The 26222-nt window shown below is 67.3% G+C and carries 24 protein-coding genes; 13 read left to right on the top strand and 11 right to left on the bottom strand.

All coding sequences use genetic code 11. From position 1 onward, the window contains the following. The first annotated feature begins 200 nt into the window (after window positions 1–200). On the top strand, window positions 201–1793 hold the full coding sequence (locus DEJ33_RS05085) for a peptide chain release factor 3 (protein ID WP_220034441.1): 1593 nt from the start codon (window positions 201–203) through the stop codon (window positions 1791–1793). 94 nt (window positions 1794–1887) lie between these two features. Here the strand turns inward: DEJ33_RS05085 and DEJ33_RS05080 are convergent, their stop codons facing one another. Then, the gene (locus DEJ33_RS05080) at window positions 1888–3579 is read right to left on the bottom strand and encodes a class I adenylate-forming enzyme family protein (protein WP_111077784.1); all 1692 of its coding nucleotides are present in this window, start codon (window positions 3577–3579) and stop codon (window positions 1888–1890) included. Between the two features lie 192 nt (window positions 3580–3771). Between DEJ33_RS05080 and DEJ33_RS05075 the strand changes: the two genes are divergently transcribed. Then, on the top strand, window positions 3772–4473 hold the full coding sequence (locus DEJ33_RS05075; protein ID WP_111077785.1) for a YafY family protein: 702 nt from the start codon (window positions 3772–3774) through the stop codon (window positions 4471–4473). A gap of 96 nt (window positions 4474–4569) precedes the next feature. Beyond that, on the top strand, window positions 4570–4941 hold the full coding sequence (locus tag DEJ33_RS05070) for a VOC family protein (protein WP_111077786.1): 372 nt from the start codon (window positions 4570–4572) through the stop codon (window positions 4939–4941). A 135-nt stretch (window positions 4942–5076) separates the two neighbouring features. Here the strand turns inward: DEJ33_RS05070 and DEJ33_RS17130 are convergent, their stop codons facing one another. The 5 genes from DEJ33_RS17130 to DEJ33_RS05040 form a co-directional block, all read right to left on the bottom strand. Next, window positions 5077–5532 carry a hypothetical protein gene (locus DEJ33_RS17130; protein ID WP_181436548.1) on the bottom strand — a complete coding sequence of 152 codons (456 nt, stop codon included), beginning with the start codon at window positions 5530–5532 and terminating at the stop codon, window positions 5077–5079. 126 nt (window positions 5533–5658) lie between these two features. Further along, window positions 5659–6483 (bottom strand): alpha/beta hydrolase, encoded by an 825-nt coding sequence (locus tag DEJ33_RS05055; protein WP_181436549.1) that lies wholly within the window; start codon window positions 6481–6483, stop codon window positions 5659–5661. Window positions 6484–6494: 11 nt separating this feature from the next. After that, on the bottom strand, window positions 6495–6911 hold the full coding sequence (locus DEJ33_RS05050; protein ID WP_111077789.1) for a DUF4259 domain-containing protein: 417 nt from the start codon (window positions 6909–6911) through the stop codon (window positions 6495–6497). A gap of 47 nt (window positions 6912–6958) precedes the next feature. Beyond that, window positions 6959–7615, bottom strand: coding sequence for a hypothetical protein (locus tag DEJ33_RS05045; RefSeq protein WP_146242528.1), 657 nt, complete (start codon window positions 7613–7615; stop codon window positions 6959–6961). A 225-nt stretch (window positions 7616–7840) separates the two neighbouring features. Beyond that, window positions 7841–8749: a LysR family transcriptional regulator gene (locus tag DEJ33_RS05040; protein WP_111077791.1), complete on the bottom strand. Its 909-nt coding sequence runs from the start codon at window positions 8747–8749 to the stop codon at window positions 7841–7843. Window positions 8750–8854: 105 nt separating this feature from the next. Here DEJ33_RS05040 and DEJ33_RS05035 point away from each other — a divergent pair, with 105 nt between their 5' ends. The 7 genes from DEJ33_RS05035 (at window position 8855) to DEJ33_RS05005 (ending at window position 19367) form a co-directional block, all read left to right on the top strand. Beyond that, a complete protein-coding gene (locus DEJ33_RS05035) occupies window positions 8855–9667 on the top strand; it encodes an inositol monophosphatase family protein (RefSeq protein ID WP_111077792.1) in 813 nt (270 codons plus the stop codon). A gap of 40 nt (window positions 9668–9707) precedes the next feature. Next, on the top strand, window positions 9708–10364 hold the full coding sequence (locus DEJ33_RS05030; RefSeq protein WP_220033985.1) for an NADPH-dependent F420 reductase: 657 nt from the start codon (window positions 9708–9710) through the stop codon (window positions 10362–10364). A gap of 756 nt (window positions 10365–11120) precedes the next feature. Next, a complete protein-coding gene (locus DEJ33_RS05025; RefSeq protein WP_146242527.1) occupies window positions 11121–11705 on the top strand; it encodes a hypothetical protein in 585 nt (194 codons plus the stop codon). A 153-nt stretch (window positions 11706–11858) separates the two neighbouring features. After that, window positions 11859–13823, top strand: a complete 1965-nt coding sequence (locus DEJ33_RS05020) for a hypothetical protein (RefSeq protein WP_111077794.1) — start codon at window positions 11859–11861, stop codon at window positions 13821–13823. Between the two features lie 57 nt (window positions 13824–13880). Beyond that, a complete protein-coding gene (locus tag DEJ33_RS05015; protein WP_111077795.1) occupies window positions 13881–15788 on the top strand; it encodes a hypothetical protein in 1908 nt (635 codons plus the stop codon). Between the two features lie 286 nt (window positions 15789–16074). Then, on the top strand, window positions 16075–17682 hold the full coding sequence (locus DEJ33_RS05010; RefSeq protein WP_111077796.1) for an ATP-dependent endonuclease: 1608 nt from the start codon (window positions 16075–16077) through the stop codon (window positions 17680–17682). Continuing rightward, on the top strand, window positions 17679–19367 hold the full coding sequence (locus DEJ33_RS05005) for a UvrD-helicase domain-containing protein (RefSeq protein ID WP_111077797.1): 1689 nt from the start codon (window positions 17679–17681) through the stop codon (window positions 19365–19367). The genes DEJ33_RS05010 and DEJ33_RS05005 overlap by 4 nt, the downstream gene beginning before the upstream one ends. A gap of 234 nt (window positions 19368–19601) precedes the next feature. Here the strand turns inward: DEJ33_RS05005 and DEJ33_RS05000 are convergent, their stop codons facing one another. The 3 genes from DEJ33_RS05000 to DEJ33_RS04990 form a co-directional block, all read right to left on the bottom strand. After that, the gene (locus tag DEJ33_RS05000; protein WP_111077798.1) at window positions 19602–21050 is read right to left on the bottom strand and encodes a competence protein CoiA family protein; all 1449 of its coding nucleotides are present in this window, start codon (window positions 21048–21050) and stop codon (window positions 19602–19604) included. A gap of 901 nt (window positions 21051–21951) precedes the next feature. Further along, window positions 21952–22269, bottom strand: coding sequence for a hypothetical protein (locus DEJ33_RS04995; protein WP_111194389.1), 318 nt, complete (start codon window positions 22267–22269; stop codon window positions 21952–21954). A 205-nt stretch (window positions 22270–22474) separates the two neighbouring features. Next, a complete protein-coding gene (locus DEJ33_RS04990; protein WP_111077800.1) occupies window positions 22475–22786 on the bottom strand; it encodes a helix-turn-helix transcriptional regulator in 312 nt (103 codons plus the stop codon). A gap of 50 nt (window positions 22787–22836) precedes the next feature. Here DEJ33_RS04990 and DEJ33_RS04985 point away from each other — a divergent pair, with 50 nt between their 5' ends. Next, on the top strand, window positions 22837–24036 hold the full coding sequence (locus tag DEJ33_RS04985) for an MFS transporter (protein WP_111077801.1): 1200 nt from the start codon (window positions 22837–22839) through the stop codon (window positions 24034–24036). Between the two features lie 212 nt (window positions 24037–24248). Here the strand turns inward: DEJ33_RS04985 and DEJ33_RS04980 are convergent, their stop codons facing one another. Beyond that, window positions 24249–24431 (bottom strand): hypothetical protein, encoded by a 183-nt coding sequence (locus DEJ33_RS04980; RefSeq protein WP_111077802.1) that lies wholly within the window; start codon window positions 24429–24431, stop codon window positions 24249–24251. Between the two features lie 29 nt (window positions 24432–24460). On the opposite strand from DEJ33_RS04980, the gene DEJ33_RS04975 reads away from it, so the two are divergent. Then, a complete protein-coding gene (locus DEJ33_RS04975; RefSeq protein ID WP_146242526.1) occupies window positions 24461–24790 on the top strand; it encodes a hypothetical protein in 330 nt (109 codons plus the stop codon). 59 nt (window positions 24791–24849) lie between these two features. Here DEJ33_RS04975 and DEJ33_RS04970 read toward each other — a convergent pair whose 3' ends face one another. Beyond that, window positions 24850–25101, bottom strand: coding sequence for a hypothetical protein (locus DEJ33_RS04970; RefSeq protein WP_111077804.1), 252 nt, complete (start codon window positions 25099–25101; stop codon window positions 24850–24852). 245 nt (window positions 25102–25346) lie between these two features. On the opposite strand from DEJ33_RS04970, the gene DEJ33_RS04965 reads away from it, so the two are divergent. Next, on the top strand, window positions 25347–26114 hold the full coding sequence (locus tag DEJ33_RS04965; protein WP_111077805.1) for an alpha/beta fold hydrolase: 768 nt from the start codon (window positions 25347–25349) through the stop codon (window positions 26112–26114). Window positions 26115–26222: the final 108 nt, after the last annotated feature.

Below are 26222 nucleotides of genomic sequence, written 5' to 3'. Positions count from 1 at the left end.
AAGGTGCCGGAGAGGGGTTCCCTGTCGCGGTACCCCGGCGGCGGTCGCGGGGTCGCGGGCGTCCGGAACGCGCCGGACCCGGCGCGCCTCCCGGAGGGCCCCGGTTCGTCGACTGTCCGGAGCAGTCGGTATCGTCGGAGGGTGCAGAAGTCGGAACACCCAGGTCACGCCGTCGGTCGACGCCACGAGCGGGGCGACGCGTGACCGGTCCGTCCCCGGCGGACACCGCCGCCGCCGGCACGATCGAGCGGGAAGCCGAACGCCGTCGGACCGTCGCCGTGATCGCCCACCCGGACGCTGGCAAGTCCACGCTCACCGAGTCGCTGACCCTGGCGGCCTCCGCCATCGACGAGGCCGGTGCGGTCAAGGGCAAGGCCACCCGGCGCGCGACCGTGTCCGACTGGATGGAGATCGAGCGGAGCCGCGGGATCTCGATCAGCTCTGCCGTCGTCCAACTCGACGCCGGCGGCACGCTCATCAACGTCGTCGACACCCCGGGCCACGCCGACTTCTCCGAGGACACCTACCGCGCGCTCGCGGCCGTCGACTGCGCGGTCATGCTGATCGACGCCGCGAAGGGCATGGAGGCGCAGACGATCCGTCTGTTCGAGGTCTGCCGCACCCGCGACATCCCCGTCATCGCCGTCGTCAACAAGTGGGACCGCCCCGGCCGTGAAGCCCTCGACCTGCTCGACGAGCTCGAGGAGCGCACCGGACGTGCCCCGACGCCGGTCACCTGGCCGGTCGGCGAGGCCGGTGACCTGCGGGGACTGGTCGACACCACGACCGGGACCCTGACCACGTACGAGTCCACCGGCGGTGGGCACCTGCCGGTCGCGACCGAGCGCTCGGCGGACGAGGCCGCCGAACTGTTCGGAAGTGCGTGGGCGACCGCGCTGGAAGAGGTCGAGCTCACCCGCGAGGTCCGTGGGCTGCCCGACCAGGACGACTTCCACGCGCGCGTGAGCATGCCGGTGTTCTTCGGCGTCGCCACCAAGCACCTGGGCACGGTCGACCTGCTGCGCTTCCTGCGCGACACCGCCCCTGCCGCGCTCCCGCGTCGCACCGAGGACGGCGCGCCCCGTCCGGTCACCGAGCCCTTCGCAGCCCAGGTGTTCAAGGTGCAGGCGAACATGGACCCCGCCCACCACGACCAGGTCGCCTTCGTCCGGATCTGCTCGGGCCGGTTCGACCGCGGCATGATGCTGACCCACGCGCAGTCCGGCCGACGGTTCAACACCAAGCACGCGCTCAGCGTGTTCGGTCGGGAGCGCGACACCGTCGACGTCGCCTGGCCCGGCGACGTGGTCGGTCTGGTGAACGCGACGATGCTGCACCCCGGGGACACCCTGTACAGCGACGAGGCCGTCGAGTTCGAGCCGCTCCCCCGGTTCGCGCCGGAGCTGTTCGCCACCGTCGCGCCCACCGACCCGAGCACCGCGAAGAAGTTCCGCAAGGGCATGCAACAGCTCGCCGGCGAGGGCGTCGTGCAGCTGCTCGAGTCCGAGCGTCGGACCGCGCAGGCGCCGATGGTCGGCGTCATCGGGTCGCTCCAGCTCGAGGTCCTGACGTCGCGCCTGTCGGCGGAGTTCGGCACCGCCGTCCGCGTCGAACCGCTGCCGTGGACGATGGTCCGCACCGTCACGGACTCCGACCTCGCGTTGCTCGAGCGGCGGCGCGACCTGGAGATCGTCACCACCGACCGCGACCGGTACGGGCTGTTCCGCGACCAGTGGCACCTCAACTCCGTGATGCGCGAGCTCAAGGGCCTGGAGCTGCCGGCACCGGTGTGAACCTCCCGCTGAGTCGCAACGGTGCACGTCCGCCGACTCCGCTGACGGGCCGTCTGCGCGCTGGCGCCACTGCACCGCGCTGCTGCCACTGCACTCAGGGGCGGACGAACAGGCCGGCTTCCGCGTCGTCGGACGTGCGGCGCTGCATCACGAAGTGCTGCTTCTTCCCGGTGGCCGTGTAGGGCAACTCGTCGACGAAGGCGTAGAGGCGCGGCCGCTTGAAGTCGGCGAGGTCGGTGCTCGCCCGGCAGTGCGCGTCGAGAGCCGAAGCCGCGGAAGCGGGATCGGTCAGCTGTCCGCTGCGACGGACGACGTACGCCACGACGACCTGGCCCCACTCGGGGTCCGCCTTCCCCACCACGATCGAGTCCGCGACCCCGGCGTGACCGGCGAGGACCTCTTCGACCTGCACGGGGTGCACGTTCTCGCCGCCGGAGATGAGCATGTCGTCCTTCCGGCCGACGATCGTGACGACCTCGTCCTCGTTCCAGGTGGCGAGGTCCCCCGGGTAGAACCAACCGTCCTGGAACTTCGCCTGCTCTGCGTCCGGGTCGTGCACGTAGGCGTACCCGGACTTGATCGACCGGATCGCGATCTCGCCGATCTCCTTGCCGTCCTTCGCGACCTGGTCCCGCGGGTCGGCGAGCCGTCCGGCGAGGGCCTGCACGACGGCGACGTCGTCGTCGATGTTCGCGCGCCCGGCAGCACCCGCGTTGGCGGTCAGTTCGTAGCCGCGGAGGAACGTGTTCCAGAAGGTCTCGGTCGTGCCGTACCCGTTCGAGATGTTCGGGGTGAGCACCCGCTGGTACCGCAGCGCCGCCTGCCGTTCGAAGGGTGCCCCCATCGTGACGATGCCGGTGAGGCTCGACAGGTCACGGGGCCGCGCCTCCTGCTCGTCCGCCAGGCGCTCCAGGTTCGTCGGAGCTCCGACGACGAACGTCAGGCTCGACTCCTCGATCAGGTCGAGGACACGCACCGGGTCGAACTGCCGCAGGGTGACGGCTTCCGCCCCGACGTAGAACACCGGGTTCGGTCCCGCGCAGTACACGCCGCCCCGGTGGAACCAGGGCGACATGTTCAGCGTCCGGTCCCGGGGTGACAGCGGCAGGTGCATGATCACGTCGTGCGCACTCAGGGTCTCGTTGAGGCTCGACAGGGGCACGGCCTTCGGGCGGCCCGTGGTGCCCGAGGTGTAGAGGCGGGTGGTCTCGTCCCAGACGGTGCCGGCTTCGGGAGCTCGGAACGACGGTGCCGACGTGTCGAGCAACTCCTCGAAGGTGATCGAGGCCGGCAACGGCTCGACGTCGGGGACCGGCTCTCCGACCGAGACCAGCACGGCCGGTCGATGGGAGGCCAGTGCGAGCGCGGTCGCGACGTCGGCGGAAGCAGCGGCTTCGTACACGAAGACCACGGGCTCGGCGTCGTCGAGGATGTGTGCGGTCTCCCCGGGTGCAAGACGGAAGTTCATCGGCGAACCCACGGCACGTAAGCCCTGGGTCGCGACGTAGAGGAACGCGAACTCCGGCCGGTTCATCAGCTGGTAGCAGACGACGTCGCCGGCTTGCACACCGTGGCGTGCGAGGCCACCGATCAGGTGTCCGGTGACCGCGCCGAGCTGGGCGTACGTCCACGACCGCCCGGTCTCCGGGTCGCTCAGAGCGGGCTTGCTGCCGAACCGGTGCACGTTGCGCTCCACCGCGGAGGCATAGGTGAAGTTCCGCTCGAAGACCGCCCGCAGCCGGGTCGGGTCGTAGGCACGTCGGACGTCGGAACCATCTGCACTCATGTGACGATCAAAGCCGCATGAACTTCCGGACCGGAACCGTTCCGCCAGGAGCGAACCCGGACCCCGCAGTGCGGACAGACGTGCACCGCCGGATCACTCCCGGACCCGGGGCAGGGCTCGTCGAGCTCGGCCGCCGTCGGCGGGTCCCAGACCGTGGTCTCCGCGCCGACTCCCGAGTCGCATGATGGTGGAGTGAACCGCACCGACCGCCTCTACGCCCTCGTCGAGGAGTTGCGCGCTGTCGCTCCCCGGCCCCGCAGCGCGCGCTGGCTCGCCGAGCGGTTCGGGGTGTCGGTGCGGACCGTCGAGCGCGACCTCTCGGCGTTGCAGCAGTCGGGCCTCCCGATCTGGGCGGAGCCCGGCAGGACCGGGGGCTACGTCATCGACGCGACCGCGACGCTCGGGCCGACCGGGTTCACACCGGACGAAGCGCTCGCGGTGTTGGTCGGGCTCGGGACGCTGCAGCGTGGGCCCTTCCGACAGGCCGCCGCGACCGCCGTCCGGAAGGTCCTCGCGGTGATGCCGGAGGACGACGCTCGACGTGCCAGGGCCCTGGCGTCACGGGTGCACCTGCTCGAACCCGCCGACGACGCACCGGTGCTGCCGGCCTTCGCCGCCGCACTCCGGGCAGACCGGGTGGTCCGGCTGCGGTACCGGGACCGCTCGGGGTCGGAGTCCGTCCGGGAGGTCGAACCGCTGGGGTCGATCGGCAAGACCGGCGACTGGTACCTGATCGCCTGGTGCCGCCTGCGGGACGGTGTCCGCGCCTTCCGCGGCGACCGGGTGCTGTCGATCGAACTGACCGACGAGCGTCCGCAGCCGCGGACGCTCCGCCGCGAGGACCTGGACATCCCGTACGGTCGCCTCCGATCAGTCACCGAGCACGTCGACTGACCGGAGGCGACCGGATCCGGGAAACACCGACAGGACGGTGTCGCGGGTGTCGGGGAGGCTGGCCGGACCAGATCACCACTGCTCCAGGAGGCACCCGTGTCGTTCACATCCATCCGCATCGTCACCGAGGACGTCGACCGTCTCGCCGCGTTCTACGAGCGTGTCACCGGCCGCCCCGCCGAACGACCCGCGCCGGTCTTCGCGCGGTTCAGCGGCTCCGGCGCGGTCCTGGCCATCGCGAGCACGGCCACGGTCGCGATGCTCGGGGACGCCGTGTCCGCGCAGACGAACCGGTCGGTGTTCATCGAGTTCGAGGTCGCGGACGTCGACGGCGAGTTCGAACGTCTGCAGCCTGACCCCGGCGACGTCGTCCTGGCGCCGACGACGATGCCGTGGGGCAACCGGTCGGCGCTCGTCCGCGACCCCGACGGCAACGTCGTGAACCTGTTCAGCAGGCCGGCGTCCTGACCGGCGGCCGCTCGACAGCGGCAGGGACGTCGCGGCTCGTCCGGCGGCCGTCCGGTCACTCCCCAGCCGGGCAACGCGACGGGAGGCGCGGTGCGGGCCGGCGCCGTGCCTCCCGTCCGGCGGGTGCCGCAGCGGTCAGCCGGGCGACGCGGGAAGGCGGACGGTGACGCGACCGGAGGACGGACCGCCGCACGGCTCCGCGTCGTGCGGACTCTCCCATCGCAGCGCCACCGACTGCTCGGTGAGCACGTGGCCGGCACGGTCGTACACGGCGACCGCACCGCGCTCCGGCGTGTCCATGCCCAGGTACAGCGTCCGGCTGTCGCCGCCGGCGACGGGTGTCGGTGTGTTCCCCGGGTCCGCCTCCGGTGGGAAGGGCGGCGGATCGTCGGCTGCGGGTGGCTCGCATCCGGCACCGCCGCACGCGGTCACGGTGGCGACGTCGGTGGTGTCACCGAGGAGCGTCACCTCGACGCCGTTCGCCCAGCCGATCGCCGTGCAGGTGGTCGGACCGACGCTGCACCCGGCGAGGCCGAGGGCGACGACGAGCGCCACCGCCCCGCCGATGGCCGCCGCTCGCCCCGTCCCCATGCGTCGATCCTGCACCGGGCGGTCCCGACCGTGGGACACGGTTCGGTCACGTCGTCCTGGGCGTCGGCCTCGGGATGCGGAGGAGCGCGACCGGTCGAGTGATCGGACCGATCGGACACCGGCTGTTCACGCGGGAGTCCGGCGGCACCGCATCCACTCGGCGATGAGCGCGGTTCCCGTGGCGAAGGCCGGGAGGCCCGGGCGGTTCAGGAAGGCGTGCGCACTGCCCGGCAGCACATGGCGTTCCACGTCCCCGCCCGCGGCCGCGAGCTCGGCCGCGAAGCGATCGCCCGAGGTCCGCATCGTGTCGCGCTCGGCGTTCACGACGAGCGTCGGCGGGAAACCGGTCAGGTCGTGCCCGCCGGGGAACGCGTACCGGTGCACCAGCGCCCGCCGGGTGCCGGCGTGGTTGCGGTTCGCGACGTCGAGCGCCCACGGCGCGTGCGTGATCCGACGGTGGCCGCGCGAGCGGTGCGCTGGGTCGATCTCCCGGGGGTGCGTGGCGTGGAAGAACCCGTACGCGAAGACAGCTCCGACCGGAGGGGTGCCGTCGTCCACCGCGTGCAGGGCGGCGGCGGCAGCCAGACACGCCCCGGCACTCGCGCCGCCGAGGACGATGCCCTCCGGGGACTCGGCCGACACGGCCCGTGCCGCGGCGATGACGTCCTCGAGTGGCAGCCGGAAGCGCTCCGGTTGCCGCGCCGGACCCCCCGGTCGCCGCCGCAGCGGTCCTGTGCCGGGGAACGGCGCCAGGCGGTAGGCCGCGGTCACCACCGTGACGCCCTGGTCGGCGAGGACACGGGCGACGTCGTGGGCCTCGGGTTGCGCAGGACTCCCCCGGAAGAACCCGCCGCCGTGCAGCCAGAGCAGCGTGGGACCCGCGCTGCTGTCCTCCGCCTCCGGTCGGTACCAGCGGAGCGATCCCGCACCGACGGCCTCCACCCTGCGCACGGGGATGCGCCCTACTGGTCGGTGCGTAGGTTCGCGCCCAGGCGTGCGATCGACACACGCCACTCGGCGAGCTCGGTCGTACCGGCGTCGTCCCACAGTTCCGCGAGTTCGCCCTCGTCAGCCGAGGCAGCGGCGACGGCCTGCGCGGCCAGTCGGACGAGCCCCGCATCGGGCTGGCCGGCACGGGCGACGAACTGCCCGATGGTCGCGGTGTAGGCGTCGTCCTGCGTCGGCCGTCCGAGACCGTGCGCGACGACCTCGGCGGCGGCGATCGCGAGTTCCGCGACGTCACTGTCCATCCCGGGTCCGGCCTCCGTCGCCGCGGTGAGTGCCGACTCCACGACGGTCCACCCCCGCTCGTCCTCGAGATCGCCGACGAAGTCCGCCGCTGCGTCGTTGCCGACCGGTTCTGCGCTCCAGGTCCCCATGCGGCAACCCTAGACGGCGTGCACGGTGGACGAGCAGGACCGCCGACTCAGACGATGACGACCGTCGCGTGGACGAGGATGTCGTGCAGGTCGGGACGCAGCGCCTCCTGTGAGGAGGTCTTCACCTTCACGATGAGCGCTGCTCCCGGCTTCGCGAACGCGCGTGCCACCGTGGCTGACCACGATCCGTCGGTGTTGTGGCCCGCGATCGACAGGAACTGCGCCGTCCCATCGGTCATGGTCGGTAGGAGCTGCTCCTCGAGCTGCTCGGCCGGCAGCCCGGCAGCCGTGAACAGCTGCTCCGTGGCCGCGCGGTCCCCGATCGACGGGTCGAGGTCGGTGATCCGCTGCTGCGTGATCGTCGCGACCGACCCGTCCGACTTCGTGTACTCCCGCGTCCCCGTGGCGGAGTCCTCGCCGGTCTGCTTCCAGTCGCCGAGCGCGGAGATCTCGAGACTGAACGCCGGCAGCTCGGTCGTCGAGAGCGCAGTGCCGTCCTCGAACGTCAGGTCGGTCGGTCCTGCGGCGTCGGCGGTCGGTGTCGGCGATGCGTCCGGTGTCGACGACGCGCTCGGCGATGATGCCTGCGACGTTGGACGCTGGCTGGCCGGCGCAGTGCTGCCGGGTCCTGCGCACCCGGACAACGCGATGACTGCGATGACCGTTGCCGCGCCCACGCTGCTGATCCTGGACGTGATGGACATGCGTTCCCCCTTGCCTCCGCCGTGCGCCCCGTGCACCGGCGAGTCCGCGTCCGAGCCTAGGGGTCAGCGCCGTGGTGCGCGCATCGGGCACTCGTCGCCGCCCGGCGGTTCACCGGGCGTCGAACCGGGCCTGGTTCGGTGACACGTCGTCCCGGTGCGCTTCGGACCAGCGCTCGAGTTGCCGCACGGTCTGGTGCGGGGACGGTCCGAGGTCCGTGAACCCGATCATGACTGACGGCGTGGATCCCGCCCGGAGCGCAGCACGTCCCCGGTGAGGGCGCGGAACCACCGGTGCCCTACGTCGGCGGTGAACTGACGGTGCCACGCGAGGACGATCGGTACCGGCGGGAGAGCGACCGGCAGCCGGAACGACCCCACTCCGTCGTCCAGCCGTGCTGCCACGGAGGCTGGCACGACGGCGACGGCGTCGGTCGACCGGACGACATCGATCGCCGCGCCGGTCGCCGCCAGGGACGACACGACCGTCCGCGACCGGCCGACCGACTCCAGGTGATCGTCGACGCGGTCCCGCAACCGGCCTCGGCGCGACACCACCACGTGCGGCACCGCGACCCACTGCTCGAGGTCGATCGGTGCCGAGAGCATCGGATGACCGGCACGGGCCACTCCGACGAGCTCGTCCGTGCCGACGGCCTCGTGGTCGATCGACGGTGACACCGGCGCCGCTGATCCGATCTCCAGATCGACCACCCCACGTCCGAGTTCGGTGTTCCCGCCGGACGCCTCACCGAGGAACCGCACCCGGACACCGGGCGCGACCGTCGCCACCCGCTGCACGAGAACGGGCGCCAGTGCCGTCGTCAGGGCGTCGTGCGCCTGGATCGTGAACACACGCTGCAGCGCGTCGAGGTGCAACTCCCGTTCCGGTGTCAACACGGCAGCACTCCGCAGGACCAGGGCTCGCACCTCGTCCCGCAGCGCGATCGCACGCGGGGTCGGCCGCATGACGCGACCCGCACGGACGAGGATCTGGTCCCCGGTCGCCTGGCGGATCCGACCGAGGGTGCGGCTCATCGCGGGGGCGGACAGGTGCAGTCGGTCTGCGGCACCGGTGACGCTCTCCTCGTCGAGCAACGCATCCAACGCAGTCAGGAGGTTCAGGTCCAGTTGCACGAAACGCAATCTACATGTGCACGGATTGTATTTGTGCGCATCACCGCCCGCTCCTACCGTTGCCACCACAGCGACGAGGAACGCCGCGGCGAAGGAGAAGAACCCATGGATGACACGACCAACTCTGCGCAGACGGTCGAGGACGTCGCGCTGCTCGCCGGCCTCACGGCCGCGGTCACCGAAGCAGGGACCGTGTTGCTCGGCCGCTTCTCGACCGAGGACCGCGTCGACGACCTCGACACGCTCCTCGCGGCCATCGGCGACAACGACGCCGCTTCGGTCGCGGTGCTCCGCCCGGCACTCGAGCGGCTCCGTCCGGAGGCCCGGTGGGACGACGACGAAGAAGGTCGCGGCTCCCTGGGTGCCGGAGAGTGGTGGGTCACGGACGCCGCCGAGGGCAACGTGAACCACATCCACGGCCGGGTCGACTGGGGAGTCACCGCGACACTCGTCCGCGACGACGTCCCCGTCGTCACCGCGGTGTTCCTGCCCGCCCTCGGCCAGACCTTCACCGCGGTCCGAGGCGCAGGGGCGTCCCTGAACGGTTCACCCCTCGCGGTGTCCGCGAAGTCCGACCTGGCCGCCGCACTCGTCGGCACCGGGCAGGCCGCGCCCGGCGAGGCAGCCGACGCCCGCCGCCGCATGAGTGCGTCGATCGACCGGATGCTCGGCGCCGCACTGCTCGTGTCCGCCACCGTCCCCGCGACCCTGCAGCTCGTGCAGGTCGCCGCAGGGCACACCGACGCGTTCTGGCAGTACGGCCAGGTCCGGTCCGGTCTCGTCGCCGGCGCACTGCTCGTGCAGGAGGCCCACGGCGCCGTCATCGACTCCACCGGCGCGCCGTGGACCCTCGCCAGCGACGACTTCATCGCCACCACCCTCGGCCTGGCATCGGGCATCGCCGCGGTTCTCCGCTGACGCCGGTCGCCCCGCAGCTTCCTCAGGACAAGGAGTCCCCATGACCATGAACACCACCACGACCACGACGAGCACCATCGCCGTCCTCGGCGCCGGGCGCGTCGGCACGACCCTCGCAGCCGGGCTGGCCGCCGCGGGCCACCGGGTCACGCTCGGGGTCCGCGACCCGGGCACCGCCGCGGCCCGGAGCGACGCCAGCGTCTCGGACGTCGCGACCGCGATCGCGAACAGCGATCTCGTCATCAACGCGACCCCGGGCGACGGTTCGCTCGAACGTCTCACCGGCCACCGTGAGGCACTCGCCGGCAAGGTGCTCCTGGACGTCTCGAACGCCACCGTCCGGAGCGCCGACGGCCTCCCCGGTGGGCTCCTCCACCGGGACACGAGTCTCGGTGAGCTCCTGCAGGCAGCACTCCCGGCGACGAAGGTCGTCAAGGGCCTGAACACGATGCTGTTCTCCGTCATGACGAGTCCCGGTGTGCTCCGGAACCCACCCACTGTGTTCCTCTCCGGCGACGACCCCGACGCGAAGGACCTGGTGCGGACCGTCCTGAGCAGCCTCGGATGGCAGGACGACTGGGTGGTCGACCTCGGTGACATCAGCACCGCTCGGGGCACCGAGGCGGTGGCGCTCCTGGTGCCGAGTCTGCTCGGGTCGGTCGGCTTCGTGCCCTTCGCGATCGCCGTCGCCCGCTGACCGTCCGGCCAGCACGCCGACACCGAGGACCCCCGGTCTCCCCTCACACGGGAGACCGGGGGTCCTCGTCGATCATTACTGCATCTGTCGGAAACCAGGGGTGTCTCCCATACGCTGCGCCCGTCCGGCTGTCTCCTCCACCGTCGGCATCTGTTTGAAGGACCCGCCGCAGCTGTCTCCTGCCGCGGTAATGCTAGGTGCGTGTCGTTGAGGACCTGACGCCGGTTCGTTGACCTGATCGCGGTGCGGACGTAGGTTGCAGGCGCGTCGGCGCCTCTTCCGACTGCGAGGAACTCGTGAACAGGAGAAGATCATGGATGTCAGCAACCCTCCCCTGGTTCCCGAGTAGCCGAGCGGCGACGAGCAATGGCCGACCCTGGAGCGCGAAGCGCTTGCGCATGCGTTCGAGTTTCGTCCTTGCGTGTACCAGCCGTCGAGTGGAGCCTGCGCGCCTGGAGCGCCGAGCTCCTCCTGACCGAACAGACAAGTCGCGGCGCGGGACTGCTGCAGGTTCGGTTGACTCCTGACAGGTACGCCGCCTAAACGAAGGAGTCAACGAAGCCTGCAGCAGTGCCCAGCGCCCGCTCGTGCACACGACGGAGGCTCACATTGCGGGTGCGCGCTACTTACAATGAGTACGCACACGAGCGGAGGATTGTGGCGACAACGACGGCTGTGACACGGCCACCGCGTTTCCGAGGGGGCACGTCCGCGCAAACCGCGGCGCGGTTGCTCGTACTGATGAACGTCCTTGGCGTGCCCGTCGACGATGACTGCGACGTTGTGGACGCAGTGAAGGTAGTGACGTCGCTCACCAGACTTGAGAAGCTTGACTTCTGGATGCGGAATCCCGACTACCTCGCGGACGAACTCATGACCGAGTACGAGGAGCACGAGCTACCTGAACCGGTCGTTCGAGCGCACGTGTCTCGCATGCTCGGTGCCCAGGCGGCAGGCCACCACTACCCGATGATGCGATACAAGTACGGCGCGTACGAGCCGGTTGACAACGCGCTCGCGAAACTCCGCGCGTATGCACTGATCATGCATCGGCGCGGCGCGGACACCGGCGACCGCGCACGGCACGATTACTACCTCCTCAAACGAGGCGAGGAAGTTTTCGCCGACATGAGAGCGACCGTGACGACCCTGAGCTGGTGGGAGCAGCAGGCCGAAGCGGTCGCGTACCTGCGTGACGCCTACGTCGGATCGACCGCAAAGCAACGCCAGTACGAACAGCCCGAATACCGAGATGCGCCGCTCGGAAGCGACATCCCGGCAATCTTTGACCGTGTCCGCGAGCGCGCCACACGGCTCAGTCTTCTCGAGGAGGACGCATGACCGACACGACTGAATGGCACCAGCGGATCGCGAAAAAGACCGGAACGTCCGAAGCCGAAATTGCCGGGATCCTGCGACGCGCAGGCGGTACCGGGCCCGCGCGCTCTTGCGTCGCGCAAGCGCCTGCGCGTCAACACAGTTCACTTCGCCGGCGTGAAGAACCGCCTCGCGTCCGACGAGCAGACCCGCGAACTCGAGCCATTCAGCTTCACGCACACGCTCACGGAGCCTTTGACGGCGTTCGCGACGCGGGGGCGCAACGACGCCGGGAAGTCCAGCGTCCTGGAGATGATTCTCTGGGCAGTGCGAGGTGTGGCTGATGTGGCTGTGGATGTTCGAGCGTGGACCCGGCACGTACTCGTCGCCCTCCGAGTCGGCGAGGACGACGTGCTGGTGGCGTGGACCATCACCGGTCAAGAGCCTGCCGGGCTGATCATCACCCTGCCCGACTCATATGACATCGACTGGGCGGCGCTCGACGAGCAAGCGTTGAAGCAGATGCGAGAAGATGCGGACGGTGATCCGCAGACCGAAGCATGGGACGACGCTCTGAACGCTGTCCTGGCGGCAGGAGGCGTGATCAACGCCCGATTCTCGGACGCCGGGACGTTCCAGAACGCGGTCTCCGCATTCATGAGCGAGCGCCTCGGATTCGAGCGACTGGACGTCTTCCGCAAGAACAACAACGCGAGCGACAACGCCGACGGAGGGATGGTGACGCACTCCTGGCCGCTGTGGTCTCAAGCGCTTGTCATCCCGAAGAAGACCATCACCACCACACTCGGATCCGATCCCGCGACCGCCGCGTTCGTGATGGAGACCTACCTAGGTACAACATGGGGGCCGGCCAAAGCTGCCGCACACGCCCGGTGGATGAACCTGGACGCGGAGACCGCGAGCGCGCGTCGGGCATTTCGACGCGACGATGAGCAGCAGCGCGGCGCTTCAGAGGCGTTGCAACAGGAGCTGAACGAAGCATTCGCTGAGCGCGCAGGATTGCCGGAGCTCAATGCTATCGACGAACTTGACCGTGCTAGCGCAGACCTCAGCTCGGCGGCGTCGGAGCTCGCGGACGCAGAAGTCAGGTATGCGGACGCCCTCGCCCTCGCTGCCCGCCTCCGCGGCGAAGTGGCCGTCGCCGAAGCCGACCGAGTTGCCATCCGTGAGGCGGCGTTGACGGACAAGTTCTGGCACGCATTGAAGCCGTCCTGCTGCCCTCGATGCGACGCGCAGGTCGATGCGGCTCGTTGGGCTCGTGAAGACGACGGGCAGTGCTCGCTATGCGACTCACCGCTGGACTTGACCGCCGAAACGGCTACGACCGTGGTCGCGACGGTCGACGATGGGTCCGACGACGACTCCACCGACGAACAACACCTCGTCGACGACCGAGTTGACCGGCTCGTGATGTCGCTGACCGCTGCTGACACGGATGCGGAATCCGCCCGCTCTATCCGCGATGAACTCCGGGGTCGCGTCGCGGAACTCCGTACACAGATAACGACCCACACCGTGAATCCCGCCACCGTGCGGGCGCTGGAATTGCGCATTGCCACGTTGCAGGCACGAATCGACGAGCGGTCGAAGACCGTCGTCCGCGCCGACGACCTTGCGCGGGTAGACCACATGATAGCTGTGCTGAAAGCAACTGAAAAGGAAGCGGAGCGGCTGCGCGGCATGGAACGAGGTGATCTCCTCGACGCGGTGTCATCGCACCTGGTCGAACTCGGCAAGCGACTCGGTTTCCGTGAGCTGGAGGAAGCCACCCTCAAGGGAAACGGGCACCTCCCCGTCGTCAAGGGTGGAGAACGCGCCAACTTCGGCGACCTCACCGACGGCGAAAAGCTGCGGATGAAGATTGCCGTGGTCATCGCGTTGCTCCGCGTCGGCAGCCGCGCCGGCGTCGGGCGCCATCCCGGGCTGCTGGTCATCGACTCGCCGGCCAGCGAAGAGATGGACCACGACGACGTTCGGCAGATGATGGCGGAACTCGCGCGCATTGCTGAGGAGACAGGTCTGCAGGTGATCGCGAGCTCCGCGAATGCAGAGTTGATGCTCGACATCCTCAAACCTGCCGCGGTGCGCGAACCCAGACCCGGGCAGCAACTTCTCTGGTAGCAATCGGCCGGGGGTCGACGATTGGCCGCATTGTGGTTCACAAGGAAGGAGTAGCCGATGCCGATCGATGATGCACTCCTCGAGCGATGGATGCAGGACGAAGACGTCGCTCTTGCCGACTTCGGAGGCGCAGGTCCGTTCCTCGACGACGTCGAGCGGCTCATCGGTGTCGATCCGTTGACCGTCACAGAGGTGGTCTGCACCTACTGGAGCGAGTTCTCGACCTTCGGGGACCGCGCGGTTGCAGCTCTAACCGGTGCCGCTGCAGCCGTTGACCCTGAGATCGACGCTGTCCACGACGTGCTACTAGGTAACCCCGAGGTTTTGACCGCAATCGCCGACCAGCTCATTGTCGTCGTCGCAGAACAGGCAACCACAGACGGTCTGTTCGGTGACATCGCGTCAGAGACGTGGACACGCTTGGCGCTTGGCGATTGGTGTTCTTCATACAGTGTCCGCGGCCACTTGCAGCAGCGAGTCGCGCAGGTTGGCGCATCAGCATCGATTCATCTCGTCCGCGCCGTCGCTGCGGCAGTCAACGGATGGGACGACGTCGAACTGTTGCCGACGATGCAGGCGCTCGGAGAATTGGACGCGTTCGAAGGCGACGTGCAGTTCGAGTTAGCGTTGCGGTCGCTCGCTGCGGTGGGAACTGCCCAGGGCACGGACGAAGCGCTGGCGCACCTTCGTGATGCGGTTGCGCGATTTGAATCCGCGGAACGGCACGACGGCAGGGTCGATGCTGCCGCCTACTTGGCCACCGTCCGTGCGCTGCTGCGATTCGCCGACGGAGGGGTCGTCACGGATGACGATGTTGCCGCTGCACGTTTCAGAGTCAATGACTACATTCGCGGCTACCGGGGACTTCGTCGCCACTGGCGCCAGGGCCACGCGGACGTCTGTTCCGGCTGGGTGCAGCTGACCGACTTACTGGCGGCGGCGGCATCCGCCGACGATCAACACTGGTTCGCTCCTGCGACAGTCATCTCTGCGGCTGGGACCTTGTACTCGGCCGAGACCAGCATCGAACTCGTTGTTCGCGACAAGGGCGATGCCGCCCAACGTGGCATCAGCGCGCTAGTCCGCCCTCGCCTCGCGGAGGCGTTCGCCGCGCATCAACCGGCCGAGGTTTTCCTCGACACGTGGCTCGCATCCGTCTCGACCGGTCAGAGTCAGGACCTCATCGACGGTGTTCGGCAGCTTCGCGCGGACCTTGAAGCGAGGTCTGGCCCAAAAGCTGAAGGCGGAACGGACGACAACGCCCATGCCGCCTCCATCGCGCAGATCATTCGGGACGCCGCGGCAGCGGTCCCGACTCCCGATCGTTCCGACATCCGTCTCGTACGCCGCATCATCGGGGACATCTCGAGGATCGCGCCGGACGCGGTTTCGGATTGCGGACCGGAACTGGCCGCATTGGTGCTGGCACTTGTGCGCTTCGCGGGGTGGGTGACGAACCAGCCGCAAACGGGGCCGCGCCTGCTGCCATTCTTGGGACCCTCCGTGACTGAGGAAGGCAAGAACCGGAACGAAGCCTTTCTCGCGGATTCTATCTGTGGCTGGCTACTTGGAGCAGGCCTGACCGCCGAAGTCGAGCCGCAAGCTATCGCAGGTGGCAGAGCCGATGTTCGAGTCACGTTCCCCGGGTGCCGGTTCTACGTAGAAGTCAAACGCATTCTGTCCACCGAGGAGGACGGCGCGGCCGCTGCTCACTATGGAGATCAGGCGGCGCAGTACGCGGTCACGTCGGAGCCAATCACCTTCCTCGCGCTGCTCGACTACAGTCGCCGAGTCACCCGGCTGGACCTGGACACCGCCATTTGGACTACCTCGCACTCCCTCCCTGAAGTCCAGCGCGCGTACGCGCTCACAGGCATCCGGATCCAGGCAAACGTTGCTACGCCGTCGGCCGCGACCAAGGCATATCGCCGAGGGCGTACGAAGACGCGGGAAGCGTCCGCATGACAACCAACGAGATAACGGCTGTTCGAAGGCGAGGCGTGGTCCTGAGGACATCGTGCATGCCGCAGCATTCGCTTCGATCGTCGCGGTGAGTGTCCTCGCGGCGAATGCAACGAGATGGTCGCAAGAGGTGACTCGCTCGGTCGACCGGTCGGGCTCTGCAAGCCCTTCGGATCGGCGCGCCCCGCCCTTCGAGGTTGGAACGTGAACGACAATTGGCCTGAGAGTCGCAAGACGCGGCTCGGGCAGGGGAGCCCTCTGTCTCGCCAAGGGGAAGAAAGCTCGTCACATGCGACTGAGCAAGCTGCGCATCGAGAACCATGACCGGTTGACGGACGTCGAAATCGAAGTGCGCGAGCATCTTGTGCTCGTTGGCGCGAACGACGTCGGCAAGAGTTCCGTGCTCCGCTGCCTTCAGCTTGCGCTCGGAGCCTCCACCGCGCAGCTCTACGCACAAATCACGAGCGAAGACTTTCGTGACGCGGGACAGGACCTCGTCATCGAGGTCGCGCTCACCGATTTCTCCCGGGACGAGGAGGCTGCGTTTCCTGACGAGATCAACGTGGATCCGGACGGCGGCCCAGCTACGATGACCATCCGGCTAGCCGCCTCCATCGACTCCGAAGACACGATGAGCATCGAGCGTACAGCGGTGGGAGTCGGCAATCGCCGCCAGTTGTCGCGTTTGCAACTCGAAACGATCGGCTGGCGATTCCTTGGCGCGACATCGCAGTCGAGAGACCTCCGAAGCGACCGTCGCTCCGCCCTCACTGAGTTCCTCGCGGCGGTTGAACTCGGAGCCGAGCAGACTGACTTCGATAAGGCGGTCGAGACCCTGACCAACACCCTTGCCGACTCGAAAATCCTCAAACGGGTCCGCCACGACCTCGCTTCTCAGATGACCAAGGCTCTACCGAGCAGACTCAAGACGAAGGACTTCGCCTTCGTTCCCGGGTCGAGCGCAGATAAGGACCCGCTGAGCGACGTCCGGCTGCAAGTGCAGAAAGACGGCACTCCTCGCGACCTGGCGGCCCAGTCGGATGGAATGCGCGCACTTTACGCAATCGCGCTTTACGACCTGACCAGCGCCGGCGCGAACGTCGTAGGTATCGACGAGCCAGAGATCCATCTTCACCCCACTAGCCAGCGCAGCCTGGCGCACCTTCTGAAGGGCAGCGGCAGTCAGAAGGTCGTTGCCACTCACTCGCCGGACATCGTCGGCGCGTTCGACTCGGACTCAATCGTGGTGGTGCGCCCCGGAGGACGAATTGTGCAGCCAAAGGCCGGATTTCTTTCGCACGACGAGCGCACTACGGTGCGATGGTGGGTGCGTGACCGCCTCGAGCCCCTCACGGCCTCTCGAGTGATCGCTGTAGAAGGCCTAGCCGACCGGATCATCGTCGAACGGGCCGCAGATCTCACAGACCGCACGCTCGACCGTCTCGGGGTTTCCCTCCTCGAAGCCAACGGTTTCGGCGACATGGGAGCCATCGACACCCTATTCGGCAAAGACGGTTTCGATGTGCCCGTTTCTATGCTGATTGACGAGGACGCTGAGAAAAAGGTCGCCAATCGCCTAGGTATAGCGGTAAGGGATCTCAACGCCAGCTTCGTGTGGGTCTCCCGTTCCGATCTCGAGGATGAGTACGTCCGAGCCATCGGCGCAAGTGCCCTCGCGACAGCGCTCCAGACGTCTACACTTTTCAAACCGAACGAGCTTGCGTCGCTCAAGGCTTCTGGCTCGGATGGGGCCTTTACGGTGGCTGATGTGGCCACGTTCTGCCGCACGAAGAAAGTACAATCCGCGCTCGTTGCTGTGACAATGATGGGTGAGACTGAGGCACGCAACATCACCAGCATCGAGGGGATGCTCGCGCAGATTGAAGCCGAGCTGTGAGCGTCGAACCCACAGCTCTGCAGCTGAGAGTTCGCGACACCTTGGAACTCGGGCTGCTTGTCGTCGCACCCGCGGGTTGCGGGAAGAGCGAGGCGCTGGCGCTGCGAGTCCAAGGCATGATTCATCGCGGTGTCGCAAGCGGCCCGCGTCGCATTCTCGTTGCGACCTTCTCCAACCGCGCAAAGGACAACATCCGCGAGCGCCTTCGAAGCTATCTGACTACGGTCGAGCTTCGCGACAAGGTTACCATCATCAACTTTCATGGACTAGCTTCGCGTCTCTACCGCTCCCATGCTGCTGCGATCGGACTCGACCCCGAATGGAAGCTACCGGAAAACGATTGGGTGAAGGAACAGTGCCAGCGTATGGGGCTGAGATACGGCCAAATCTCGGCCGTCGACAAGGCGCTCCGAAACGCTAAGCGGGATATGGTCGATGACGATGAGGTGATGCAGCGTCTGACCGCTGTGGGTAACCTGGACGCAATCGAGGTGGAAAGCCTTCGCGTAAGGGAGCGGCGGTTGACCTACGACGACCTTCCTCGGATGGCAGAGCTAATCCTCGCCAATCCCGCGGTCGCCACCTTATACATCGCCCACTTTGCTGCGGTCGTAGTGGACGAGTTCCAGGACCTCACTCCGCAGCAGCTCCGGATCATCAACCGAATCGGAGCGAAGCGCACAACCTACGCGGGCGACCTCGCTCAAGGGATTTACGGATTCGCTGGCGCGGACCCGGAGAAGATCCACGCTGCCATCCTGGCCGAGGTCGACACTGTGATTGAGTTGAATGAGTCGCACCGCTCCTCGCCCGCGGTGCTTGCGGCTGTCAACGCCGTCACCCCGCTCACTCTCGGGTCCGAACTCACTTGTGCGGCGCCGGACACCTGGCCTTCTGGCGGGGTCGCCGCAGAGGTTCATCACCAGTCTGCAGACACTGAGGCCCAGTGGCTCGTGAAAGTAGCGAGAGCGATCCTCACGCACGCTCCAGGTCACCGGGTCGGTGTAATTTCGCGTATCGGCTCCCGCCGCCGGTTCGCTGATGCCGCTTTCACTGCGAAGTCAGAGTTCGAGGTGCATCGCTGGGACGACGGCGTCCTCGACACCGAGACGGCTCGTCGCGTACGGTCCATACTTGCAAACATCGATAGCGCGGCGGTGCTCAATTCGAAGGATCCGATCGAAGCTCTACGCGACCTTGCGGGCTTCGACGAGCTTCAAGATCCTGCCAACCGACTTGCGCTCGCTGATGCGCTTAGTTGGGTGCTGGAACTTCTCAGTCAAGCATCGCATCCCACTGAAATCGCTAGACGAGTTCGAGTCGGCGATAACTCCACTCTCCTCACACGTCCGGGCGTTCATCTCCTCTCTGGACACGCCGGCAAAGGACAGCAGTTCGATTGGGTGTTCGTGATCGGTGTCGAAGACGGAAGCGTGCCGTTCTTCGAGGCGAAGACCCCAGACGCGCTCCTCGAAGAGGCGCGCGTGCTCTCGGTCATGATGTCCCGTGCCCGTCACGGTTTGGTATTGAGTCACGCGACTGCGGTTCCGGCGCTGAACGGCGCTGTGTGGTCGAAAGACCCGTCTCGCTTCCTCACGGCGAAACTTCGGGCCCAGCTCACGGACGCCGCGGGGATGGTTGAATGGTTCAAGCATGCAGACTGGGCCGCCGTTGCGAGCCGCTAACGGGGCCTCGACGACAGCCAGGGCGCGGCGCCCGTCACCTTGCTGCTTCGACTGCGAGCCCTGGGCGACGGAGGCCTGCAGCGCCTCGACGATCGCGTCGATCTCGTCGGGCACGCGGACGGTGAACGCCCTCACCCGCGCGACTGGTCAGCCCTGGCCTGGTTGTTCGTGAGCGGCACACTCACCGCAGTGACCCAGCGGTCGACGTAGAACGACGGGTAGCCGTCGCCGTCCTCAGTCGCGATGGTGACGTGCACCAGGCGCAGGCGTCGGTCCCGCGCCTCGTGCACAGCACGGACGAGGGTTGAACGGTCGAGTGCGTCGGAGCTCACGCGCCCACCTCACCGAGGGGCGGACGTGCGGCCACCACCAGGTGCCGGTGAAGTGCGGCTTATAGATGGGGAACCCGTCGGTGCCTCGGCCCTCGTAGAGGAACTCCTCGTAGACGAGCTCGTTAAGCCAGCGACCGATCGTCTTGTAAGTCCCTTGGCCAAGTTGGATGCGGTGTCGGTAGAGCGAGTCAGCAACGTCCTTAACGCCGAAGCGGACCTCGAGTTGGCCGGCGATGTGGAAGAAGTATGCAATGCACTTCCACTGTTCGAGGTTGCCCGTCCGACCAAGATCCCGCGGTCTGCGACCGTCGAGAAACTGCTCGATGAGCGGTACCGCCGGGTGCGATGTATTCCAAGGCGCGATCACCTGCAGCGCAGTGCGGATGGCCTCGACCTGAGCCTCGCGGCGCTTGCGACCGCGTCCCCACTGCTCTGCCTGCTGCGCGCGCCGGGCCTGTTCTCGGAGGCGATCGCGTTCAAGCCGCTCGGCGTACAGCTGGCGCTGCCGTTCGTTGTAGACCGGCAGCTCGCGCGCGTTGTCGAGCAGCCACGCGATTCGGTCCGAGGTCAACGCGGGACGACCGAGGCGGAAGTGCTTAAGCGGGTACACCTCGAGGACTGCTCCGTCAGCGCCGCCAAGCACGGGAACGTCCGGCGGCAGGGTCACAGCGCCGATCTCAGCGGAAAAGGACGACACCCAGGAAGTCGCAAGCGCGACCTGCCGCGCCTCAGGATTGATGAAGAGCAGCGGAACTCCCGTCGCCGCGACAGCAGCAAGGGCGGGGTTCGACTGCAGCCGGCCTGCGTTGTCGAGCTTGAGCTGCTTCCTGGTGTGGCCGAAGAGCCATACGTCGCGGACGCCGCGGGCACGGTAGCGCTCGTGTCGCTCGTTCCAAGCGTCGGCGGTGAGCGGCGAGTACTGCACCTCGAACGCAACGCGCTCACCTGACGGATGCGTGATGAGAACGTCGGCGCGGCTCTCGCCCTCCGGGCTGATGTACTCCTCGCGTTTGACGCGGCACTGCGGGTACTTCAGCCGGAGCCACTCTTCGATCAAGGCGCAGCCCTGGGAGTGGGAAAGCGATTCGTGCCCGTGTCCGCCGGCGGAGGACAGATGGCGCAGGTGATCGCGTTTGACGGTGCTGTGGACGGTGGTGAGTTGTGCGTCGCATCCGGGTACAGGGCACGTCACGTTCGCAACGACGTGGTCGCGCCGCTCGTGGGCCTGGTTGTCCTCGAGGTAGAAAAGGCCACCGGTGCTCCGGTCGAGGCCCCACAGGAACCTGGGATCGCCGTCCTTTTGAAACGCCGCTAGCAGCGCTGCGTGGTCGAAGACGAAGGACTGCTCCACAGGAGCTGACCGTAGCCCGAAGCTTCGACATCGTCAGGTCCCCACAAAGGGTCAAGGTCATGTCTCGCAGGGGAGACAGCTGCGCTCTCCCTAGACCTGCCTGTTTTCACGCAACTTCGCGGAATACGAAGCGCACACTCAGCTCCGGGACTGCGAGCTCCGGATTTTGAAGCCATCTGCCGGCGGGCACCAGGCAACCGTCCATGAGGACCGTTCCTTCTGACCGGGGGTTTCGCTCAGGCGACACGAAACTCTGCAAAAGTTCGGCGACAAGCAAGCTGCAATCGGCGATGTCAGGCGGAGGTACGCGACACATTGCGATGACACTCACAGTTGTTGTCGTCCGCAGCCGATCTTGTCGCGCTCGCAGCCGAACTTGTCGCGAAGGCGGTCAGCGACAGGATTAACTGCGAACGCAACCGAGCGAGGGCCCGAGCGACGAGATCGATTGCGAACATACTGTCGCCGCGCGAATAACCTGTCTTTTTCGCACACAACTTGTCGCCGGAGCGCGTTCCTCGGTGCTGCCTCCGTCAGGGGTCGTCTCCCGGCGAGTCAGGAGCAGCGTGCTGTGCGCGCTAGGTCGCTGGCGAGGTGAACACGGCGTTCGGCAGGGACGTGCTCGAGCGGGACGCGCAGCGATCTGGTCCCCGCGCTGGCGTCACCCGACTGGAAGTGCCGCACCCTTGCTCGGGTACGTGGACGGTGTTGCGTTTAGCGCCCCTTCACCGGGCATTTTCGCGGGACAGTCATACGGGAATCCCCAGGTCAAGCAGGAGACGGGTAAGTTGTCGTAGTTGTCGCCGCCAACCGTGTACCGGTGGACGACCGGCTATCGGACACGCTCAAGAGCTCCGCGAAGTGGCCGAGCGCTGGTTGTATGCCCGGCCAGCAGGGGCCATCACCGCAACAGGGACTGCACCGCGTTCCACAGATCGAACTGCTTACCGCCCGCGAGGAGCGCGCCGGCTCTCTTGTACCGGTAGTTGGTCGCGCCAGGCATGCCTGCGCCAAGTAACCGGACACTACCGACCAGGTGACCATCATCGGCGCTAGTCACCTTCCAGTCCGAGGGAGACCCAACCGGTGGGCCTTCGCAGGTGACCACATAACGGTGACCCGTATCGGTCTCAACTTCGATCTGCTGTACACGGTCGAGGTCGGCGTCACGGTCCTGAGCCCGGCCCTGCACCGTCACCGATCTGATGTTCGCTTGCACCGCTCGAGCTTCCTCGCTCTTCAAGTCCAGTGACCAGGAAAGGATCGGTTACTGAGACGGGGTTGCGTCGGAGCTAAACCGAGCGCGAAGGGCGGCGATCCCGTCGGGCTGCACTCCTGCGCGATTCAAGCAGTCAGCGTCGACGACGCCAATGGCAGCGTCGATCGCGGCGTATGCGGTGCGTCAAGGCATTGTTCCGGTGACCTCAGCGATGCGGGCCCGATGTCACAGCCAGCAGCAGGCCAGGGAACCGCAGGTTGAGCTCGTTCACACGCAGGCGGATGTCGTGCGTGCGGCCGTGCACCTCGTACACCACCACGCCCGCCTCGCGGAGGGTCTTGAAGTGGTACGAACAGGTCGCCTTCGACGCGGCGAACGCCGCCCAGACGTCGTTCTTCGGCAACGGCGCGCCGTCGGCGAGCATCCGGACGATCTCGAGGCGTGTGGGATCGCCGAGCGCCTTCAGGACCGTCTCGAGCGGGATGTCCGCGAGGTCGGCACTCGGGTACTCGGGCATTGCGCATCCAATCGTTCGATAAAAGCCTAACGGTCCACTAGCGTGTCCGTATGACATCCTTCGAACGATCGTATCCGGCTCGTGGCATGGGCGCTCCTGCACTGGCACGCCTGTGGGTCCTCGCTGCTGCACTGTTCGTGGTCGGGACGAACGCGTTCGTGATCGCCGGCGTCCTACCGGACCTCGCCGAGGGACTGCGCACCTCCACCGCGACGGTCGCCACGGCGATCACCTGGTACGCCGCCGTCGTCGCGCTCGCGTCGCCGGTGGTCGCGACGTTCCTGGCGGTGGTCCCACGCCGGGGCCTACTGACAACCGGGATGGCGTTGGTCGCGATCGGCACCGCGGTCACGGCGGTCGCTGGGAACGTCGACGTCTTCATCGTCGGCCGGATCGTCGCCGCGCTCGGCGGCGCGGCCCTAGTGCCGCCCGCCACCGCCGCTGCCCCGACGCTCGTCGAGCCGCACCACCGTGGACGCGCGATCGCGATCGTCACCGCAGGATTCGCCGGCGCGATCGCGTTCGGGTCGCCGCTCGGCGCCGCGGTCGCTGCGGGGATCGGGTGGCGGGCCGCGCTCGTCGGCATCGCGGTGCTCGCCGGCCTCCTCGCGCTCACGCTCGGGTCGACGATGACGGGTATCCCCGGCGCTGCCGCGCGGTCGCTGCGGGAGCGCTTCAGCGTCCTCGCGGATCGCCGGATCCTCCTCGCGCTGGTCGCGATGGTGTCCTACATGGTGTCGTTCAACGTGCTCTACGTCTTCACCTCCGAGGTCCTCGAGCCGGTCGTCGGCGGGCGCCCCGCCTTGCTCGCCGTCGTGCTGCTCTCCTTCGGGCTCGCAACCCTGGTGGGCACCTGGCTCGGTGGCGTCGCGGTGGATCGTCAAAGCGGCGTGTGGGCCACAGTGCTCGGCCTCCTCGCGATGGCCGCGGTCTACGCGGCGCTCTCGGCATCCACCGACTCCCTCCCCGGCGCGATCGCCCTCTACGCCGTCTGGGGCCTCGTCGCCATCGCCCCGCAGATCGGGATCCAGGCCGTCCTCGTCGCGGCGAACCCGGCAGAGATCGGCGTCTCACTGTCGTGGTACTCAACCGCGACGTACGTCGGCATCGCCGTCGCTCCCGTCCTCGGTGCGGCAGCACTCCACCTCGGCACGTGGGCGGTGCTCCTCGTGGCGGGCATCGCCGCACTCGTCGCGCTCGCACTCGTCGCCGTCTCGACGCGGACCGGGAAACGCCGATCGGCGCGATGAGTCGCACGTGCATCAGGTTTCGGTTGGGATCAGCGTCGAAACGATCTACGAGAACGCTCAACGTGGATCAGCGGACCAGAGCGCCGATGGACACCCTCTCTGCTCGGGTGGTCTCGTCTCAGCGGCCGATCGTCCCGTGGCCGCTGCCAAGCCCTGGAGATCTACAAGCGGCGGTGCCCATTCGTCATCCGCGGAAGATGCTGTCGAGCGATTCAGTCGGCGAGGTGCTCCCGGTAGAAGGCATGCAGGGTCTCGACTGCTTCGTCGACGTACTCCGCCTCGTCGTACATCTCGTAGTGCCCAGCACCCTCGACGACGTCGAAGTCCTTGGCGTTGGGCGCCTTCTCCCACAGGGCCAGACCGTCGGAGTAGGAGAACGTGGTGCTGGTCAGCACCCGACGCAACGACCGCAGACCTGCCGACGTTGCTCACCGAGCATGTCGACTACGTCCTTCACAATTCGTTTCGTCGCGACTACGGGCTCGGTGATCCGACCGAAGAACCGTGGACACCCCTGGTGCAGCAGTCTGCGGTGCAGTCAGCGGACGTCATCGTCGATGGGGCTGTCGCTGATGGCGGGATGATGATCGACACGGATGCGTTCGTGGTCGGGGTCGGTGCGCCGCTGCCCGACGGACGCATCGTTACCGCCGTGCTGTCACGGGACCTGTTGGACCTCATCACGATGGAGTTCGTTGCCGACGGACCCGACGAACCCGACGAACCATCCGCACCCGTCAACACGACGGGCTGATAGCGAGTTCGTCCTTTGTCGTCCCGGTAGCCGATCGGCTACCGGACGCGCCGTTGAGGTCAGTGGGCGACGTCACCTCTGTCTGCGTTGTGAGCGCGGCTTCGCTCCTGCCGGCGGACGTAGCGGGCGGAGCCGATCTGGAGCCCGGCGAGGATCGTCCACGCGATTGCCATGAAGGTGTGAAGCCTGGACGGATCGATGATGGCGAGGAGGTCCCAGATAACGGCAAGGCCGGCATATGCCCAGACGACCCACGGTCTTGGCTTCCCGACAAGTCGTTCAAGGAGGCTGCGCTGCTGCATGTCGGTCACGCGAATGACGCTATATGAACGCTCGATGGCTTCGTCCGCTGACCGATCGTCTACCGGGCGCTACGGCCGCAGGAGCTCTCCTTGGATGCGCTCTGCGGCGGTCTTCCGCGTCGGTCGCGCGTCCTCCGCGTCCAGAATGAGTAATTGCGGACCTTCCCGTACGGTCCGGTGGAGGGCTCGCGTAATGCACGGATGGCGGGGCGGTCGTTACCTTCAGTCTCCGTCGGGGCCGATAGCGTGGTGCCATGACGAATCGCAGCGCGCTGCTCGTGCACGGTCTTGGCAGCGCGGCCGGCACGTGGTGGCGTTTCGAGGAAGAGTTGCAGGCAATGGGCTGGTCCGTAGCCGCGCCTGATCTTCGGGGCCACGGTGCGGGGACGCGTGGTGGTGCGTCTCGCCATGATGACTACGCGGACGACGTACTTGCGCTGCGGCCGGCCTCCGGTCCTTGGGATGTCGTCGTCGGGCACTCGCTTGGGGGCGCGATCGCTGTCCGTGCCGCGGCAAGAGACACCAGTTGGGCGCGCCAGCTTGTGCTGATCGATCCTGTTCTCCGGCTCGACGAGGGCGTCAGGGCCGATACCCGTCGTCAAGAGCTCATCGCTCTTGAGAGCTCGCTTGAGCAGGTCGTGGCCGAGCAGCCTCATTGGGATGCTCGAGACCATGCCGAGCGATTCGTAGGCCTTCAGGCCGCCGACCCAGCCGCCGTCGCTGCAACGTTTGACGACAACGATCCCTGGGACCGGCTTGCCGACGTTGCGGCTTTGCGTGCTCCGACTCTCATCATCGCTGGCGATCCAAAGGTCTTCACGGTCTTCGGCCCGTCCATCGCGCGGGAGGTGCTGGGCGCGAACTCACGTGTGCGGTACGAGACGGTGGCCGGGGCAGGGCACAGTCCTCACCGAGATTGCCCTGGGGCGACGAGCGCACTCCTTCGCGAGTGGGTAGACAACTTGGCAACGAGCGGTGCTTCAGCCCGGCGGCGTAGGACCGGAGAGCACTTCGAGGAGTAAGAGACGACGCCCTACAGACGGCCCCGCCGCTCGAGCGAACCATGGCACGGCGGCGAATTCTGCGGGTGTTTGTTCGTGGTCAGACGTCGCCGGTCGAGATCACGCCGG

The sequence above is a fragment of the Curtobacterium sp. MCPF17_047 genome (assembly GCF_003234045.1).
Taxonomy (GTDB): Bacteria; Actinomycetota; Actinomycetes; order Actinomycetales; family Microbacteriaceae; genus Curtobacterium.
This window is presented reverse-complemented; position numbering and strand designations above follow the sequence as displayed.